This window comes from Arthrobacter sp. UNCCL28 (assembly GCF_900102805.1).
Taxonomy (GTDB): domain Bacteria; phylum Actinomycetota; class Actinomycetes; order Actinomycetales; family Micrococcaceae; genus Arthrobacter; species Arthrobacter nicotinovorans_A.
This window is the reverse complement of record NZ_FMWE01000001.1, coordinates 231,538-249,299: the sequence shown is the minus strand read 5'-3', so window position 1 is coordinate 249,299 and position 17,762 is coordinate 231,538. Positions and strand designations below refer to the sequence as shown.

Sequence of the window (17,762 nt, the reverse complement as noted above, 5' to 3'; positions counted from 1 at the left end):
CCTAGGTTTCCGGTGCGCTTCCGGGCTTTTCCTCGCCAACCCAGCGTTCCAGCGCGATGATCGCCTCGCGCAGGGCGTAACCCCTATCGGTCAGCGCGTACGCCCGGGTGTTGTGGCGGAGGGGCAGTCGGGACAGCACTCCGGCGGCCTCTAGCTCGCGGAGTCGGGTCGCGAGCATGTTGGTAGGCACTCCGAGGTCGCGCTGCAGATCGCCGTAACGCTGTGGCCCGTCAAGCAGCCGCTCAACGATGAGCAGAGCCCACCGCGCTCCGACAATGTCGAGGGCGGCGGCGAGTTTGCTCACGCGGTCGGATCGGAGTCCGGCTTCATCCAAAACGGCGAGTAGTGGTAGCCGTCGGGGTCATCGAACTGGCGCTGGTACATGAAGGGATAGTCGTCGGTGTCACCGATCCGGCCGCCGGCTGCGCTGGCACGTTCGATGAGTTCGTCCACCGCTTCCCGGCTGTCGAGGTCGAAGGAGACAGTGACCTTGGAGGGGGTGTCGGGTCCGCCGACCAGCTCCTCGGCGCCGCCGACGCTTGCGTACATCTCCCGGCTGCCGAGCATGAGGTACTGCTCGGACGCGATCTCAAAGCATGACACGTTGTGATCGGACATTTTGGTGTTCAGGGTCCAGCCGAGGGCTGTGTAAAACGCGGTTGCGCGGTCGACGCTGTCAACGGGGCAAGTTATAAAGAGGCTCATGCGGTCATACTTGCAAAATGCAAGTGCCCCGTCAAGACCCTGGGAAAGCGAACCCGGCGCGGCAAATGAACTCTCTGCGGAGACCGTTGCCGGACCGTGAACCGGACAACCATCACTGCAGCACGGTTTGGATCCTTTTCAGGTTTGCAAGCCATGCCACATAGTCTTCGTCGTCCTCACCGAGTTCCGCCCAGACATCGTGCCCATCAGCCTCGGGGTCCGCGATGATGTCCTGAATGGCATTCGCAGCGCGCACATTCAGCGCCGAGGGCGGAGTCGGCCTGCCGGCAGCCCACTCGGCCACGTCAGGATGAACCTCAATGTCGCCATAGCCGCTCAAGAGAGCCAAGACGGCGCCGGCGGCAATGATGCTCTCCGTGGTACCACCCTCAAGTGTTTCCTGAATGAAGGGAAACACGTCCGGCGCTTCCTTGAGATCACCAAACCAATCGAGGGCATCGTCATTGCCGAAACTTCCCGTGGACCAAGCACCCATGCCAAACTCCTCTCGTCGTGAGTCCATCATGACCGAAAATGTCCTCCGATCGGATCCCCGTCGATGTCTCACCTAGATCACTTCACCGCCGGACGTTTGAACGCCTCAGGCCCGCCCAGCGGGCAACCCAGAATGGGAGGCCCGCCTCTGGGGAGGGAGGGGAAAATGCTCGGGGGATCTGAGAGACCGTCACACCCGGACCCGGGGGATGTGAGAGACCGTCACACCCGGACCCGGGGGATGTGAAAGACCGTCACACCCAACCCCGGGGGACCTGATGGAGCGTTTCGCCCAAACCCGGGGGGGGACCTGAGAGACCGTCACGCCCGGACCCGGGGGATGTGAGAGACCGTCACGCCCGGACCCGGGGGATGTGAAAGAGCGTCACGCATAGACCCGGGGGAATGTGAGAGAGGGCGCCTGGGTTACATGTCCGCGAGCGCTCCACCGGGGTTCTCGATTGCGTCAGCCACGTACCGGAGGAAGCCGGCAGCGGTTTCGCCGTCGCATACGCGGTGGTCGAACGCGAGGGTCAGTTCGGTGACCTTGCGGACGGCCAGCTCGCCGTTGACCACCCAGGGCTTGTCGATGATTCGGCCTACGCCCAGCATCGCAACCTCGGGGTAGTTGATGATCGCGGCCGAGCCGTCCACACCGAACACGCCATAGTTGTTCAGGGTGAAGGTGCCTGAGCCCAATTCAGTCGGGGTCGCCTTTCCTTCACGGGCGACGGCGGTGAGCCGGCGGATCTCCGCGTCCAGTTCGCGGGCGCTCAAGCCATGGGCGTTCCGAACGGACGGGACCACGAGTCCGCGGTCGGTCTGGGCTGCGAAGCCGAGGTTGATACCGTCGAAACCGACGATCTCCTGCGAGCCGTCCGAAGCGGTCTCAAAGCGCGTGTTCAAGGCCGGGTACTTTTTTAACCCGGCCGTGACAAAACGAGCAATGAACGCCAACAGACCAGGGGTATCGTGCGGTGCGCGCTTCTTGAGCTCGGCCCGCATCTCCAGCAGCGCGGTCGCGTCCACATCCACCCAAACGGTGGCTTCGGGGATCTCGGAACGGCTGCGGGTCATGTTCGCAGCAACAGCCTTGCGGACGCCGCGAACCTGTGTCCGGGCAGAAACAGTCAAACCAGTCCGGCCGTCAACGGAACCGGCTTGATCCGACGCGGAAACGGAAGCAGCAGACGTCACGGAAGCAGGCTCCGAAACACGGGAGGGAGCTGCGTCAGCAGGGGCAGACTCAGGCGCCGTAATAGCAGCCTCCACATCCCTGCGCATGATCAGCCCACTGGAACCCGAACCCTCAATTGCGTCGAGGGAGACACCGTGATCCCGGGCCATCTTGCGCACGAGCGGTGAGATGACTGCACTGAGCTTGCCAGGAATACGCGTTCCCGCCACGGAAGGCTCCATCACCAGCCCAGCCACTGCCACAGGAGCAGAAACAGGAGATTCGACGACGCCGGCACTCGCCTTACGCGGTCGGGTCCGGCCACCGGTCACTCCCCCGGGCGTTCCGTACCCGATGAGCACATTGCCCGAGCCGGCCTTCTCCTCGGTCCGATACGTCTCGGCAGCAGCTTCCACGTCAGACGAAACGTCAAGACCCGACGACACCGGCGAAGGATCCACAGACCCAGCCGGAGCAGCAACAGGAGCGGCAGCGGGCGAACCAGCAGAAGAACCCACTCGAGAAATCGAGATCAGCGGCTTGCCGACGTCGAGCGTTTGACCGGCTTCACCGTGCAGCTCGGCAACGGTGCCGGCGTAAGGCGAGGGCACCTCAACCATGGACTTGGCGGTCTCAACCTCGGCGATGGGCTGGTCCACCACGATCTCGTCACCCACGGCAACGAGCCAGTTCACCAGTTCGGCCTCGGTGAGTCCTTCGCCGAGGTCGGGCAGTTTGAAGACCTGCATATCTGAGCTCATGGTCAGTCCTCCCATTGAAGATCGTCAACGGCGTCGAGGATGCGGTCGACGCTTGGCAAGTAGTAGTGCTCCAGCTTGGGAGACGGGAACGGGACATCGAAGCCCGTGACGCGAAGGATGGGCGCCGCAAGGTAGTGGAACGCGCGTTCCTGGACGCGGGCCACGATCTCGGAGGACACGGAGGCGAAACCGTGGGCTTCGGCGATCACGACGGCGCGTCCGGTCTTGCGAACGGACGCACAGACTGTTTCGTCGTCGAAGGGGACGAGGGTGCGGACGTCGATGACTTCCAGGGATCGGCCCTCCTCGGCGGCGGCAGCCGCAGCAGCCATCGCGGTGGGGACAGACGGACCGTAGGCGATTAGGGTTGCATCCGTGCCGGGACGGGCAACAGCCGCGCGGCCCTCGGTGGAGGTACCGGCGTCGTGCTCTGCCCTTAGTGCACCCAGGTCCACCTGATCCTTGGACCAGTAAAGCTTTTTGGGTTCCATGAACATGACGGGGTCATCGGAGTCGATGGCTTCGCGGAGCATGCGGTAGCCGTCAGCAACGGTGGCCGGGGTGTAGACCTTCAGGCCGGCGGTGTGCGCGTAGTAGGACTCGGAGGAGTCACAGTGGTGCTCCACTCCCCCGATGCCGCCGGCGTAGGGGACTCGGATGACCATGGGCATTTTGAGCTTGCCCTTGGTGCGGTTGTGCATTTTGGCTACGTGGCTGACGATCTGTTCGAAGGCCGGGTAGGCGAAGGCGTCGAACTGCATTTCGATCACGGGGCGCATGCCGTTGATGGCCATGCCCACGGCCATGCCAACGATGCCGGACTCGGCCAGCGGGGTGTCGAAGCAACGCTGTTCGCCGAATTCGGCCATGAGGCCGTCGGTAATGCGGAAGACGCCTCCCAGCATGCCGACGTCCTCGCCGAAGACCAGAACCGAGGGGTCGGCGCGCATGGCATCGGCCATGGCGGTGTTCAGTGCTTTGGCCATGGTGAGGCTCTGCGGGCCGGTGGCCTCGGCAGTGGCGGCAGCGGAAGCGGCGGCGCTGGCTGTAGCTGCGCTGACGTTGGCGGTGGCGGTGGTGGTGACGGTCATTTTGCGCTCTCCTCTCGTGCGAGTTCGCTGGCGAGCAGCTCGGACTGTTCTTTCAGCTGCGGGGTTTGCTTGGCAAAGACGTACTTGAAGAGGTCCAGAGGCTGGACCGGGACTTCCTCGCCCAGGCCCTCGCGGAGCTGGGTGGCTACGGCTTCTGCATGCTCGGCGATCCGGTTGCCGGCTTCGTCGTCGAGGAGTCCCTTGTCCGTAAGGTACGACTTCATGCGCGTCAGCGGATCCTTGGCCTGCCATTCGGCAACTTCGCTGTCCGGGCGGTAGCGGGTGGCGTCGTCGGCGTTGGTGTGTGCCTGCATGCGGTAGGTGTGGGCTTCGATCAGCAGCGGGCCGGAACCGTCGCGCGCCAGCTTCACGGCGCGGTCCATCACGGCGAGCAGCGCGACGAGGTCGTTGCCGTCAACGCGCTCACCGGCCATGCCGTAGCCAACAGCCTTGTGGGCCAGCGACGGCGCCACGGACTGGTGGCTGAGCGGTACGGAGATCGCGTACTTGTTGTTCTGCACAAAGAAGATCACGGGTAAATGGAAAACGGCGGCGAAGTTCAATGCCTCGTGGAAGTCGCCTTCGCTGGTGGCGCCGTCGCCGCACATGGCCATCACCACCGTGTTTTCACCCCTCAGCTTGGCAGCGTGGGCTACCCCCACGGCGTGCAGCAACTGGGTGGTCAGCGGGGTGCACTGGATTCCTACGTTGTGTTCTTTGGGGTCGTATCCACCGTGCCAGTCGCCACGGAAGATGGTCATCACCTCAACGGGGTCCACCCCGCGGGTCATGACGGCGACGGCGTCCCGGTACGTGGGGAACAGCCAGTCACCTTCGCTAAGGCACATGGCAGCTGCAACCTGGCAGGCTTCCTGGCCGTGGCTGGAGGGGTAAACAGCCATGCGGCCCTGCCGGACCAGGGCAGAGTTCTGGTCGTTGACACGGCGTCCGACGACGAGTTGCTCGTAGGCGGCCATCAATTCGGCGTCGCTTGGCGTGGGGTATTCGTGGCCGGGTTCGGTGCCTTGCTCGTCATGGGAGCGGAGGGTGCCGTCCGGATTAACCATCTGAATCTGGTGCCGGGCGGGAAGCATGTAATCCTCAACGCTGATGCCGAATTTTGTCCGAACGTCAGCAGCTTGGTCCTCTACAGCCGTTTCCGGCGCAGAGTGGTCTGCGTGGATCGTCATTGGTCCGTCCTTCTCTAGCCACTATGTGCTTCCAGTATGTTCCTTGGCTCTCTTTCGTATCCAGCTTTAGCCCAAATCATGGAAGCACTTGCGGTGACTGGGTATTCTGGAAGACGAATTGTAATTGTGAGCTGGGTTACGCGCCTGTGCTGTAGACGAATTGGAGAGCCAATGAGCGAGGCCGAGGCAGAGCAGACTGCCGTACCGCTGGACAGCGTGGACCGGGACATCATCCGGGAACTGACCACCGATGGGCGCATGTCCGTCACGCAGGTTGCCGAAAACGTCCACATCAGCCGCGCGCACGCCTACACCAGGATTGCGCGGCTCACTGGCGAAGGGGTGCTCACGAAGTTCACGGCTCTGGTGGATCCCATCAAGGCCGGCCTGCGGTCCTCCGCTTATGTGACGTTGAAGGTTCAGCAGCACTCGTGGCGCGAGCTGAAGGAACAGCTGCGCGCCATACCCGAGGTCCACCACATCGCCCTGGTAGGAGGAGACTTCGACGTCATCCTTTTGGTCCGGGCGACTGACAACATCCACCTCCGGCGTGTGATCTTCGACCAATTGCAGTCCATGGACGGAGTGCAGGACACCCAGACTTTCCTTGTCTTTGAGGACGTTGATACCCGCTAGGCGCCCTTGGCCGTTCCTGACTGGGAGGGAGCACCCATTTACGAACCTTAGACTGTCCCCGTGCCCCTCAAAACTGCCCCCGCCACACGTGTCATTGGCATAGTTGTGGGGGCGTGCTTTCTGGCAGCGCTGCTCTGGCTGATCGCTGCCTTCCAGTTCTTCTACAACCCACCACAGGCAACGCCACACCGAACAGACGCGATCGTTGTGCTGGGCGGCATGAGTAAGGAACGGCTGCCCGTGGCCCAGAAGCTGCAGCATAAACTGGATATACCCGTTCTGGTTGTCTCAACCACAGGTTTGGCCGGCAATGTGGAGGGCGACGCGCTGTGCGATGAGGAGTCGGGCGATTCCGACCTGGTGTGCTTCCGTCCTTCGCCGCTCAACACCAGGGGTGAGGCTGAAGCGCTGCGGACATTGATTGCAGACCACGGATGGAAGTCCGTGACCGTGGTGACGTCTGAGTACCACGTGATGCGCGCCGGCACACTGATTGAACAATGCACGTCCGCCGAGGTGCAGATGGTTGGGTCCCAGCCCGAGCTATCGGCGGGCGCCTGGCTGGACCGTTTTGTGGTTGAAACGGGCGGGCTGATCGACACGTGGGTGCGACCGGAGTGCAATCAAGGGTAATTCCTGGTCCGCCTACTGGCCGGGGACTACCCGCCGGGCGGATGTGACAAGGGCCGTAAGACCGCATGCAAAGCCGCCGTTTTGTTTGTCAAACGGCATCAAGTGTCTTGCAAAGTTTTTGGGGACTTGAAGGTTTTGGTCAAGCTATTGAGTTTCCGGGATACAACAAACATCCTTTTGCCATAGGTCCAAGGTCTCACCCTACGAGCCCAAGGATCCTCCGTGGCCACTTTTAGAGCAGAGCCGACGACAACCTTTCCTCCACGCAGGTCCCGTCACCTTATGGCGAGCCTTATGGCAGCCGTAATTCTGGTGTTCGGCGTCCTTCACGCGTCCCCGGCCCAAGCTGCACCAACTCCCGTTTATCCCATCAGCGGTTACTTCATCTACGGCAGTACGAGCGACGCAAATAACCTCAAGAAGCTCACAGACATAAAATCGGTGGGGGGTGACACAGTTATCACCTTCGGCTCCCTGCTAAAGCCCGCAACGTTGTCTACCATCCCAGCCGGGTGCACAATCTCAGGCGCCAACTGTGCCAAGGCTGCTGCTGCCGGTGTCAGCGTAAACCGCTACTTCACCTACTCAGACAACAGTTCGTGGGGGTCACCTGCCCTGCTGTGTGGGCGCGACAAGACCTTGACCAACGGCACCACCAGATACACGATACTGCTGCTGCCGAGCGAAGGAAGCGGTTGCAGCTCCCCTTCAAATACCTATGACGTGGTCGTAATAACGGGCGGACAGTCTTCAATCTCGATATCACTCGGAAAGATTGCCACAGAGCTGGGCATGAAGTATTACGCCGGCCTGCCCGCGCCGGTCAAGCGAACTGACATTACATACCTACCAGATCTCTCCTACCAGGCAACGTTTTCGCTTTTCACGGCCCGTTTCCTGCTCTATCAAGACAAAGTTAATGACGTCCCCGGTCTGGCAGGTTTTTACCACCATACGGAGATGCCACTCAGCAATGGAGCCGTATGGGATGCCGTCTTGAAGGTATACGAAATCCAGAACTCCAGGATTGCTCAATACCAGCCAACTCGTTCGGCACTGGTCAGCCCATACATTGACTCACGCAGCGCCTTTTCCGGCAAAGTCACGGTTGATCAAGCACGCGAAGCAGTCCGCAACATTGCCGACACCGCCGACGGCGTCGATCTCGCCATCGCTGTCCAAGACGGCATGGGTACCGGCAAGGGTGCAGCATTCTTCGGAAGTGAGTCCGGAAACAGCGTGGACCAGTATGCCGCCGCGATAGTGGGCAGCGGCACGTGGGGTGGCAAGTACTTGGCACCATCACGGGATTACTTTGCGGCCATGGCCGAAGGTGTTGAGGGTACCGGGGTGGAGCTGTGGGCGAATCTGGAAGGAATGGCACCTGCGACTTCGCAGAATCCCTGCGACAACAGCCTGCGCGGTCAGACAACCAAGTCAAGAATGGACAAACAACTCCAGCAGTTGGGCAACACCCCGAGGAAGGTCATTTCCTTCATGTGGGATCCATACTTCACCTGCAGTGGGACGTACGCCCCGATGCTGGAGCGGCTGAAGACAACCAGCAACACTCCCGTGATTACGGACTCCATTTTTTACGGGAACGGCGACGTGCTGGTAACCGGGCACAACCTGAGTGGCGGGACGATACAGGTTAAATGGACGGATGCATATGGGAGGGTGTTCGACAAGACCGTAACCGCTACGAGCTACAACGCCACGTATGGCAAGCAAGTAGGAATCAACCCACTTCTTGAATCTGTGACAGCAAAGCTTGGCAGCACTTCTTTGGGCTCGGGCAAGAACTACTTCATCAACGTGACCAATGGCTCGGGGGTGAAAAACGACGCCCTCTATTCTGATCGGGGTTGATGTTGCCTGGGCGGCCGCCCACCGTTCCGGTGGTGCGGCCGCCCTCGCCTTCAGACTCAAGTTGGGCTCCTAACGGGCGGCATTTTGAGGCGCTGGTCAGATGGTCGGATGTGCCACTGGAGTCCCCGGATGCAAGAATTGACTGTGACCCTGTCTCGTTTCAACGCACCTGAGGAGTGATGAAGTGACGAACTCTGCTTCCCGAGCAGATGCCCTTTCGCCTTCGCCGCGCCACATGCGACGCCGTCGTTTCAGGGGGGACGTTCCGGCCGCGCTCCTTCCCGGGCACCAGCCCAGGGAAGCAACAGCGGCACGTACGCGGCCCGCTGTTGCCAATCAAACAACTCAGGCAACTCAAACCACTCAAGCAGCTCAAGCAGCACCGTCGCCCCGGCCCGCGGTCAAATCATCTGCACGAATTGCACCAAAGTCTCCCCCGACCCCGTTCAAAGACCCCGATCTTCGTCGCAAACGACTCGTAGCCCTCGCAGTTGTGACGCTTGTCTCCCTGGCGATTCCTATTCTGGCTCTGACCTTGATGTTTGGTCGCTAAGCAACAAGTTGCGTCATACGTAATTAAGGACCTCGACGGACGGTGCGATAGCATCGGCTGGTCAGCCACTGCCTTTCTCGGGGGAATCCATGCCCATCGTCATGCCAATTTTCGGTACACGTCCGGAAGCCATCAAAATGGCTCCGATCGTCACCGCCTTTCAAGAGTCTGAAGACTTCGAGTGCGTGGTGACCGTCACTGGTCAGCACCGTGAGATGCTGGACCAGGTCAACGAGTTGTTTGGAATCGTCCCGGACCACGACCTGAACATCCTGCAGCAACGTCAATCGTTGTCCGCCATCATGACCCGCACGATTGACGGCCTGGACAAGCTTTTTGCGGCGAACAAGCCCGACGCAGTCATTGTCCAAGGTGACACGACTACATCCACAGCCGGGGCCATCGCTGCCTTTTATCACGGCATTCCCGTGGTGCACGTGGAGGCTGGACTCCGAAGCGGCGATCTCTTCTCGCCGTTCCCTGAAGAAGCAAACCGCAAAATTACGAGCCAGATTTCCAGCCTGCATCTGGCCCCGACCAGTGTCAGCCGTGCCAACCTGCTGGCTGAAGGCATTTCCGAAAGCGACATCGTCGTCACCGGCAACTCGGTCATTGATGCGCTCCTGACCACAGTTGATAAGCACATCCCGTTCTCCGATCCGCAATTGGAAGAGCTGGCGGCCAGCGGCCGACGAATCCTTCTCGTCACGACCCACCGCCGCGAGAACCAAGGCGATGCCATGCGCGGCGTGGGACGAGCTTTGGCCCGTATTGCAGAAGCAGAGCCGGAACTCGTGATCGTACTGCCTGCCCATAAGAACCCTGTGGTTCGCGAAGCAGTTCTGCCGGCCTTGGAAGGCAAGAAGAACGTCATCGTCACTGAGCCCCTGGCCTACGGCGAATTCACCCGGATGCTCTCCTTGGCGCACATCGTGCTCACAGACTCCGGTGGAGTGCAGGAAGAGGCGCCGAGCCTCGGCAAGCCGGTTCTGGTCATGCGCGACAACACAGAGAGGCCCGAAGCGGTCGACGCCGGAACAGTAACGCTTATCGGCACGGACGAAGAAAAGATCGTCAAGGAAGTCGACCGGCTCCTGAACCAGCAAGATGCATTCGACGCAATGGCAAATGCTGTCAACCCCTACGGTGATGGCAAGGCTGCTGAACGAACAGTTGCTGCTGTGGCCCAACTCCTCGGGAACGGTTCACGCATTCCTGACTTCGTAAGCTGATTAATTGCTGCCCTGGCTGGGAATCCCAGCCAGGGCAGACGCCTATCCCCTAAGGGGGTAGCAACTTTTGCCTCCGGGCGGCTTACATGCAAAGCCCCGCGCTGCATGTGACACCTTCTCCTGGCGGCGCTCACCTAAGATAGTGCTCGAATGTGGCCGTTCAGGGCAGATAGCTCGACTATGGCGTAAGGAATCGCATGACCACCCACACAGTAGATCTCGACGTCGTTCGTCGCCAGACGTTCGGAGAGATGTTCAGGACGAGGTCAACGGACCGCGCACTGGCTGACGAAATCATCGGTGGCACGCTCAGCATTCGTCCGCACCCTGCGTGGAATTTCGAAGATGGCGTCGACTGGAAAGCAGATCCGTTCGGGCAACGGAATTGGCGGGCGCAACTCCACATGCTGCGGTGGCTGGAACCGGTCCGCCGGATTGCCCTGGCTGGAGACCGCGAAGCACAGGCGTTTTGGCTCAAAACATGCAAATCTTGGATTGAAGCCAACCCTCAGTCGGATCCCAAGGTGAGGGACCAGCAGGGCAACTTCGTCAGTTATGCGTGGGCTGACATGGTGGAGGCACTGCGTGCAATGGTCCTGACTTTCGGCCTGCCGTTGATCCATGAGGGCGAAAATCAATGGCTGATCGAGTCCATTCACGCGCACGGCCTATGGCTCGCAGACTCCAAACATCTCGGTCATTCAAATCATGCCCTGCACCAACATCAGGCTCTCTTCGTCATCGGCTCAGCTTTCGGAAACGCGGAATGGACCGAACTGGCAGTTCAGCGCCTCTCGAGCTTGTTCGAAGAAAACTATGACGAACAAGGCGTAAATATCGAAGGGGCGATCGGATACCACAAAAATAATCTTGTGTGGTGGGAAGAGGCCTTCAAGCGCCTGGATATGGAAGGCGTGCCTCGTCCTGCGTCTGCTGAGAGACTGAACCTCGCCTACCTCGAACTCGCGCATGCGACAAAACCCGATGGCACTTTCGAATTGATTGGTGACACTGAAGCCACCACTCCGGGCGCTTTGTCGTCCCCTGAATTGGATTACGTTAAGTCGGAAGGTGCTACGGGACAACCGCCCGCTGAGCTGACCAAGATCTACCAGAAGGGGTATGTCTTCGGACGCAGCGGTTGGGGCGATCACGAACGTGACTTCAAGAAGGAAACGTTCTATTCCTTGTCCTTCGGCAAGGCCAACCGCGTACATGGTCACCAAGATGGCGCTTCCCTGACCCTTCACTCAAACGGGCACCCTTGGCTGGTGGACGCCGGTAAGTACGCATACAAAAAAGATGCAATGCGTGACTATTGCCTGTCCAGGCTTGGACACAACGTGGTGGAAGTCGAAGACAGGGTATATAACCCCAAGGCCGAAGTGGCCCTTAGTAGATCATTCACCAGCGATGAAGTTGACGACTTCACTTTCACGGATTCCGGGTATAAGGGCGTGGAATTGAAGCGCCGAGTGGTCTACTGCCGTGGCGGCGAGTTTTTTCTCGTCATAGACAACGTCTTCAGTGCCGATGAAGTCTCAGCCAGGCAGCGCTGGCACCTTGACACTGAGACTGCGACGGAGGACGTTCCGGGCGGCCTGCGTTTGGACCGCGACGGCGGGTCTGCCTTCCTTCTTTGGAAGGGCAACGCACCCGCCATCTCTACGGTGAAGGGTTCAGAAGAACCCTTCGACGGCTGGATGTCCAGGAAATGGATGGAGAAACTGCCAACCCAAGTCGTGTCCGCGACGCAGAGCGGACGTCGCTTCCGGTTCATCACAATCATTGCTGCACCTCAGTCGGGCAAGTTCTCCGTAAAGAAAATGGATGCCACAGGGGGTCGAATAGCGCTGAGTGCGCTCTCGGGACGCTATCAGTTCAACCTGATCGTGGAAGAAGACCGCGCTTCGGTATCCCTCGGGGAGGAAGGAACTATTTCCTCCGAACTGGATGACGTGAGGTCGGCTTGGCTCAAAACCATGGACCTTTGTCGCGACGCAGAAGTAGTGTGGGCAGCTCCCAAACCAGATGACGGGCTCTTCACTTCGAGGTACTGGGGCCGGTTGAAGGCATGGGTTACCCAGCAGGACAACACTCGAAGTGCGCGTCTGGAAGCTCTAACCATCCTTCTCAACATCCTCCTGGACGCCCCGGACAACACAAGTGACGATCAAGGTTTACGCACTGGCATCGTTGATCTCCTGGGGAACGACCTCACCGGGGAAATCGAGCTGAACAACAGCGCTCTGGGCGTGATGCGTGAACCATTGATTGCTTGGACGGGCCTAGATCTTCGTTCAAAGACCTATGGCCGCCAAATCCAGACCATCAATTCCCCGAGTGAGATCGGATTCGAGGACGGCGAGAAGTCAAAGATTTACTCCGCCAATCTGGGAGGCCTTGTCCTTCCCTTCGCAGTAGGACGGGGGCCGTCTGATCTCCTTTCCGTCAGGTTCCACGGCGCGATCAACAGGACCAAGACGACATTGCCTTTCTTCCAAGGACTGACCTCCGAGCTCATGGAAGGGGGAAACCACGCCGTATTCCAAGATCCATCGCTGGACCTCAACAAGAACATGACCCTCTCCTGGTACCTCGGCGATGGCAGCATCAACGTCCATAGGTTCATGGCCGAGTGCATCCGAGAGCTTCAGCGCGAAACAGACGCCACGCGTATCCTCTTGTCCGGCAGCTCAGGCGGCGGATTCACAGCACTTCAGGTTGCCGCCTACCTTCCTGACTCCGTCGCCCTGGTCTTCAACCCCCAGACGGACGTAAAAGAGTACTTCCGGACAAGCGCCGACGTCGCACTTTCCACGTGCCTGAAATCCGACGTCGATGTGGAAGAGGCACGCGCGTTCAGGCTTTCCACGTCGGTGGTCGAGACATATGCCATGCTTGAACAGCTCCCCCGCATCCTCTATGTGCAAAACACTGGCGATACGCATCACGTCACAAAACACCGTAATCCGTTCCGTTTAATGCTGGAATCTGAACACAGCAACCACGAAGACCGGATCGAATTCGTTGATGTTGAGTGGGGCCCAGGGCACGTGGCGGCTAATGCTGAGCTTTATGCCCATTTCCGCTCAGCTGCCCTGGAGCACTTTCCGACGGGTGCCAGTTCCGTAACCAACTGATGCAACACATTTGCACCGACCAGATTTCGTTGACCTAGGAAACACGTTGCACATTAAGAGAAGACTCAGTTCAGACAAGACCATCGGCCTTTCCGCGATTGCGGGTTTTGCCTTCCTATTCATTGGCACGTTGCTGGCCCTCTTGCCACAGGCAGTGTCGACGACAAGCGCAGTGGCTATCATCACTCTGTTTGTCGTGGCTATTGTGGCCTTCAGCTTTGCCAGCACCGGCTTGATTGGAAGACTGAAGGAAAACCGCCGCCTGCAGCGGGAGTCCCAAGCGTCAGTCAAGAAATACCTGCTGACTTTGCAGCGACAGTTGGCGGATGTGACGCAGGCCCAAAGTGCCTCAACAGCACAACTGTCTGACCTGAAGGAGGCATACGGCGCGTCCACAGCACAGTTAGCTGAACTGAAAAAGACCCACCGCGCTTCGATGGCAGCGTTGACCAAGCAAGTCGAGGGCACAACGAAGACAGTTTCCGTCGCCGACCCTGAACTTGAGGCAGAGCGTGAGCGCTTGCTGCAGCTCGTCGAAAACCACAAGTCTGAACTGGAAGAAAAGGTCCAGGAAGTCGAAGTCCGCCACCTCGAACGTCAGTTCAACCTCGTGGCGCTCGACGGCAGCAACTGGCATTTGTTCTCCGGTTCCGAGGTCAAGAAACTTGCCGAGACGCAGTTCAACGCAAAGCCCTTGGCGGTCTACGAGATGCTCGAAGCCCATGCCTGTTTCGACAAGATCAACATGACGTCGCTGCGCGGCCTCGCAAGTGAGCTGCGCAAGCTCGGTTACACAGCCAAGAGTCAACACGTCCTGCGGGTGGTCCTTGACCGCAAGCCCAATGAGAAATTGGCCAGTGCCATCTCTTTGCGTGATGAAGAGGTCAAAATCTTCACTGGTGCCTACAAGCCCGCGCCGCAAGGACCGTACGAGCGCTTCGCACCGAAACCGAACTGCATACTGCACGTAGTGGGCAAAGTTCTCCCTACGACGCAATCGGGATATACGTTGCGAACACACTATACGGCTCTGGCCCAGATCCAGTCAGGGCTGGAAGTCCACGTGTGCAACCAGGTGGGTGACGCAGTGAATGCGGACGTAGCGGAGCAGGTGGAACTCGACGGCGTCACTTACCACCTCCCTACGGGACCTATTCGTGTGAACACGCCCTTGACTACTTGGCTCAGCGCCAACGTGGAGGAACTCGCACGAGTGGTGTCGGAAGTGCGTCCTGCTGTCCTCCATGCCCACTCGGACTTCTTCAATGCACTGTCCGCAAGGGCTGTCGGAGACTACTTCGAGATTCCGGTGATCTACGAAAGCCGCGGCTTCTGGGAGGAGTCCTGGCTTTCCCGAATGGCCCAAGCCAGCGGGATCGAAGACATCGAGGCTTTCAGCAGTCGATGGGGCACTCCTGACACCTATGCATGGCGTCGGGAACGCGAGCGGGATTGCCGGGAAGCGGCTGACCATGTGTTCACCCTCGCCGAAGTCATGAAACGCCGTATAACAGCTGAAGGTTGCCCGGAGGACAAGACCTCCGTAGTGCCAAACGCAGTCAGCGGGGATCAATTCCCGGTTCAAACGAGAAATGCTGAATTGGCCGGCGAACTAGGTATTCAGAGCGACGAAATCGTCATCGGCTACATTTCATCTCTGGTCGAGTACGAGGGAGTACCCGTACTTATCGAAGCATTCAACCAATTGCGTGAGCGCCTCAACGTCCCTGTCCGACTTTTGGTGGTGGGCGATGGGCCAGTCCTCGACGCCCTTAAGACCACAGCGGCGTCGCTCGGGCTCCATGACGCTCTCTTCACAGGACGCGTCCCACATGATGACATCCTGGACTATTACGGTCTCATCGATATCTTTGTTGTTCCACGCACAGCAGCTGCCGTTTGCCAGCTGGTCACGCCCCTGAAGCCCTTTGAGGCTTTTGCCACCGGACGAACGATCGTCATGTCGGATGTCGATGCGCTTAAGGAGATTGCTGAGGCAAGTGGCTCGGCTGCTCTGTTCGAAGCCGGCAACAGTGGCTCTCTCGCCGACGTACTTTTCGAGCTTGTTTCAAGCCCGGAGACTCGGAGCCAGATGGCGGCAGCCGGTGCGGCTTGGGTACGCGAAAGCCGCTCGTGGGAGGCCAACGCGGCAGTCTACAACCACCAGTATGCGAATCTTGCAGCGAATGCAATCCGCGTCTGAATTGCTGTTCCAGCAATTAGCTGACGCTGATATTGAGGCACTTGCGCAATGCGTAGCGTCAAGCCACCGCCCCGACCTATCGAATGCTGTTTGGTTCGACAGCCTCGTCGGCGACTCAGACTCGGATATTGTCAGCAATAGCTGGAAGGCCGGAGACTATGCCCGGCTTGATCTATCGCTGCCACTTTCCTGGGATTCTCTTTGTGCGGAAGACAGAAGCTGGGGCTCCCAGCTGCACGGGTGGAAATTCATGGACAGACCAATTCAGCAGTTCATCCGTACTGGTGAAAGGGCGTACCTTCAATGGTGCCTCGACCGCGCTGTCTCCTGGTCGGATAGGTATTCCGGCCAGGAGACGGACAACCCAATTGTCTGGTACAACATGGCCCTTGGTCAGCGGGCCCTTCGGCTCGCGGGCCTCATCTATCTTGGGGCAAAGAATGGCATGGCTGTCCAGGAAATGCGTTCCCTGCTCAGTGCCGTAGACAGGCACAGACTCGAGTTCTCCTTGGAGAGCTCTTTCAATCCCCGGACCAACCACGGCTATTTTGTGGCGATTGGTCAAACCGTACTTGGCGCAGCCCTTGAAGTTGTTCCCGAGATGAGCGGCCTGGCTGAGGAAGGCCGCCATCGGCTGGCCGTCATGATCCGCACACAATTCCTACCGGACGGCGGCCACAGCGAACACTCCCCCGAATATCATCGAATGCTGATGCAGTCATTTCAGATTGCCGTCGATAATGGTCTGATCGATGATAGGGAGCTTACGGGCCGACTGCGGAAAGCTGCCGACTTGCTGGGCTGGATGATCCAGCCAAATGGCTCATTGGTCCCGCTCGGCGATACTCCTCACATCAACATGGTGGATGGAAGTCATCCTCTCACCCTCAGCCCCGAAACGAACTTCCTGATGTCGAAAGGCTCATCCGGTCAAGCTTGTTCAACGGACTTGGGTGTATTTCCGGAGTCAGGCTATGCCTTCGTGCGGTCGCCTCAGCCGCAAGGCGGAGCCAGCCAACCAACCTCCTCTTATCTGGCATTTACGGCAGCCTTTCACAGTAGGGCACACAAACACGCGGACGATCTCAACTTCGTCTGGTATGACCGCGGGCAAGAGATCCTGGTCGAAGGTGGTCGGTACGGGTACGGACCACAACTGCCCGCTGACTCGCCTCTTCGCGCGGACGGCTTTTACTACGCCGATCCCTTCCGACGCTTTGTGGAGTCCACATTGGCCCATAACACGGTAACGGCCAACGGCCGGAACCATGACCGCCGTCGGGCCCCAGTGGGTTCTGGTCTGGGATCGTGCGTCCAAGTAGGCGACATGTTTATCCTGCACGGCCGAATGGACCATGGAGGCTGGACCCACCGGAGGACACTTGAGTTCAGGCCTGGCTATGGGCTAACTGTTACAGATGACGTGCAATCCACGGACGCCGTCAAGCGGGACTACCAGGCCTGGTTCAATCTTTCTGGGGCCTTGCAAGTACAAGAGTCCGCGACGGCAAGCCTGGCATGGTCGCCAGTCGGTGGAAAATGGCAACTCACATTAGAGACGGAACCGGGCACTACGCTTCATGGCCCCGTCCGTGAGTCCGACAACCCCCTCCGAGGATGGCGGTCCGTCGAGGACGGAACCCGCGAGGGTGTTTGGTCCATATGCCTTGAGGCAAAAAATACGCGGCATCACGTATTCAGAAGCACATTCACCTTGGACAGCGTCATCTAGGTTTCATCTGGAATCTACACCGATTGCGACGCTGTGGTTTGCCGGTCCACGACTGGCTATCAGTGAGTTTGCACGTTCGCCGCGGCGGGATCGCCTACAAGCACGTCTGGTTGTTAAGGCGCCATCAACGTCAGGCTGCAATAGTGTGACTGTAATTTCCGTCTGAACATCCGCCCTGTCGGTTCCAACAGGTAACGTTGGTCTTTGGTAATTCCAACCTAACAAATGGGGAACTCATGGGCTCAGCCACCGGCTATGTAACAAATGAATATGAGGTTGGTTTGCCGCCACTTCGTATGGAGCGTAAGGCGATTTGGGATTACTACCGAATCGAATTCC

General features: G+C 59.2%; 13 protein-coding genes. 7 read left to right on the top strand and 6 right to left on the bottom strand.

Features of this window, described 5'->3' with window-relative positions:
- Position 1 precedes the first annotated feature (1 nt).
- The 6 genes from BLQ01_RS01080 to pdhA form a co-directional block, all read right to left on the bottom strand.
- Positions 2-304, bottom strand: coding sequence for a winged helix-turn-helix transcriptional regulator (locus BLQ01_RS01080; RefSeq protein ID WP_091549778.1), 303 nt, complete (start codon positions 302-304; stop codon positions 2-4).
- Entirely contained in the window at positions 301-705 is a 405-nt protein-coding gene (locus tag BLQ01_RS01075) for a VOC family protein (RefSeq protein WP_091549777.1), read from the bottom strand. Before BLQ01_RS01075 ends, BLQ01_RS01080 begins: the two co-directional genes overlap by 4 nt.
- Positions 706-817: 112 nt before the next feature.
- Positions 818-1,201, bottom strand: coding sequence for a DUF4259 domain-containing protein (locus BLQ01_RS01070; protein ID WP_091549776.1), 384 nt, complete (start codon positions 1,199-1,201; stop codon positions 818-820).
- A gap of 425 nt (positions 1,202-1,626) precedes the next feature.
- A complete protein-coding gene (locus tag BLQ01_RS01065) occupies positions 1,627-3,138 on the bottom strand; it encodes a dihydrolipoamide acetyltransferase family protein (protein ID WP_254779109.1) in 1,512 nt (503 codons plus the stop codon).
- Between the two features lie 2 nt (positions 3,139-3,140).
- Positions 3,141-4,229: an alpha-ketoacid dehydrogenase subunit beta gene (locus BLQ01_RS01060; RefSeq protein WP_091549774.1), complete on the bottom strand. Its 1,089-nt coding sequence runs from the start codon at positions 4,227-4,229 to the stop codon at positions 3,141-3,143.
- Complete coding sequence (gene pdhA, locus BLQ01_RS01055; protein ID WP_026541211.1) at positions 4,226-5,419, bottom strand: pyruvate dehydrogenase (acetyl-transferring) E1 component subunit alpha; 1,194 nt, start codon at positions 5,417-5,419, stop codon at positions 4,226-4,228. Before pdhA ends, BLQ01_RS01060 begins: the two co-directional genes overlap by 4 nt.
- A gap of 171 nt (positions 5,420-5,590) precedes the next feature.
- Between pdhA and BLQ01_RS01050 the strand changes: the two genes are divergently transcribed.
- The 7 genes from BLQ01_RS01050 to BLQ01_RS01020 all read left to right on the top strand — a co-directional run bounded on the left by BLQ01_RS01050 (position 5,591) and on the right by BLQ01_RS01020 (position 17,423).
- A complete protein-coding gene (locus BLQ01_RS01050; RefSeq protein ID WP_026541212.1) occupies positions 5,591-6,055 on the top strand; it encodes an Lrp/AsnC family transcriptional regulator in 465 nt (154 codons plus the stop codon).
- A gap of 60 nt (positions 6,056-6,115) precedes the next feature.
- Entirely contained in the window at positions 6,116-6,688 is a 573-nt protein-coding gene (locus BLQ01_RS01045) for a YdcF family protein (RefSeq protein WP_254779106.1), read from the top strand.
- 294 nt (positions 6,689-6,982) lie between these two features.
- Positions 6,983-8,560, top strand: a complete 1,578-nt coding sequence (locus tag BLQ01_RS01040) for a hypothetical protein (RefSeq protein WP_091549773.1) — start codon at positions 6,983-6,985, stop codon at positions 8,558-8,560.
- Between the two features lie 642 nt (positions 8,561-9,202).
- Positions 9,203-10,345, top strand: coding sequence for a non-hydrolyzing UDP-N-acetylglucosamine 2-epimerase (wecB, locus tag BLQ01_RS01035; protein WP_091549772.1), 1,143 nt, complete (start codon positions 9,203-9,205; stop codon positions 10,343-10,345).
- Between the two features lie 197 nt (positions 10,346-10,542).
- Entirely contained in the window at positions 10,543-13,488 is a 2,946-nt protein-coding gene (locus tag BLQ01_RS01030) for a heparinase II/III domain-containing protein (protein WP_091549771.1), read from the top strand.
- A 172-nt stretch (positions 13,489-13,660) separates the two neighbouring features.
- Positions 13,661-15,691 carry a glycosyltransferase gene (locus BLQ01_RS01025; protein WP_139183419.1) on the top strand — a complete coding sequence of 677 codons (2,031 nt, stop codon included), beginning with the start codon at positions 13,661-13,663 and terminating at the stop codon, positions 15,689-15,691.
- On the top strand, positions 15,675-17,423 hold the full coding sequence (locus BLQ01_RS01020; protein ID WP_254779210.1) for a heparinase II/III domain-containing protein: 1,749 nt from the start codon (positions 15,675-15,677) through the stop codon (positions 17,421-17,423). The genes BLQ01_RS01025 and BLQ01_RS01020 overlap by 17 nt, the downstream gene beginning before the upstream one ends.
- Positions 17,424-17,762 lie beyond the last annotated feature (339 nt).

What these genes read in the sequence shown, in the direction of transcription:
- BLQ01_RS01065 (WP_254779109.1), bottom strand. Translation starts at nt 3,138, where the DNA reads ATGAGCTCAGATATGCAGGTCTTCAAACTGCCCGACCTCGGCGAAGGA.
- BLQ01_RS01030 (WP_091549771.1), top strand. Translation starts at nt 10,543, where the DNA reads ATGACCACCCACACAGTAGATCTCGACGTCGTTCGTCGCCAGACGTTC.
- BLQ01_RS01040 (WP_091549773.1), top strand. Translation starts at nt 6,983, where the DNA reads ATGGCAGCCGTAATTCTGGTGTTCGGCGTCCTTCACGCGTCCCCGGCC.
- BLQ01_RS01070 (WP_091549776.1), bottom strand. Translation starts at nt 1,201, where the DNA reads ATGGGTGCTTGGTCCACGGGAAGTTTCGGCAATGACGATGCCCTCGAT.
- BLQ01_RS01050 (WP_026541212.1), top strand. Translation starts at nt 5,591, where the DNA reads ATGAGCGAGGCCGAGGCAGAGCAGACTGCCGTACCGCTGGACAGCGTG.
- BLQ01_RS01020 (WP_254779210.1), top strand. Translation starts at nt 15,675, where the DNA reads ATGCAATCCGCGTCTGAATTGCTGTTCCAGCAATTAGCTGACGCTGAT.
- BLQ01_RS01075 (WP_091549777.1), bottom strand. Translation starts at nt 705, where the DNA reads ATGAGCCTCTTTATAACTTGCCCCGTTGACAGCGTCGACCGCGCAACC.
- BLQ01_RS01060 (WP_091549774.1), bottom strand. Translation starts at nt 4,229, where the DNA reads ATGACCGTCACCACCACCGCCACCGCCAACGTCAGCGCAGCTACAGCC.
- pdhA (WP_026541211.1), bottom strand. Translation starts at nt 5,419, where the DNA reads ATGACGATCCACGCAGACCACTCTGCGCCGGAAACGGCTGTAGAGGAC.
- wecB (WP_091549772.1), top strand. Translation starts at nt 9,203, where the DNA reads ATGCCCATCGTCATGCCAATTTTCGGTACACGTCCGGAAGCCATCAAA.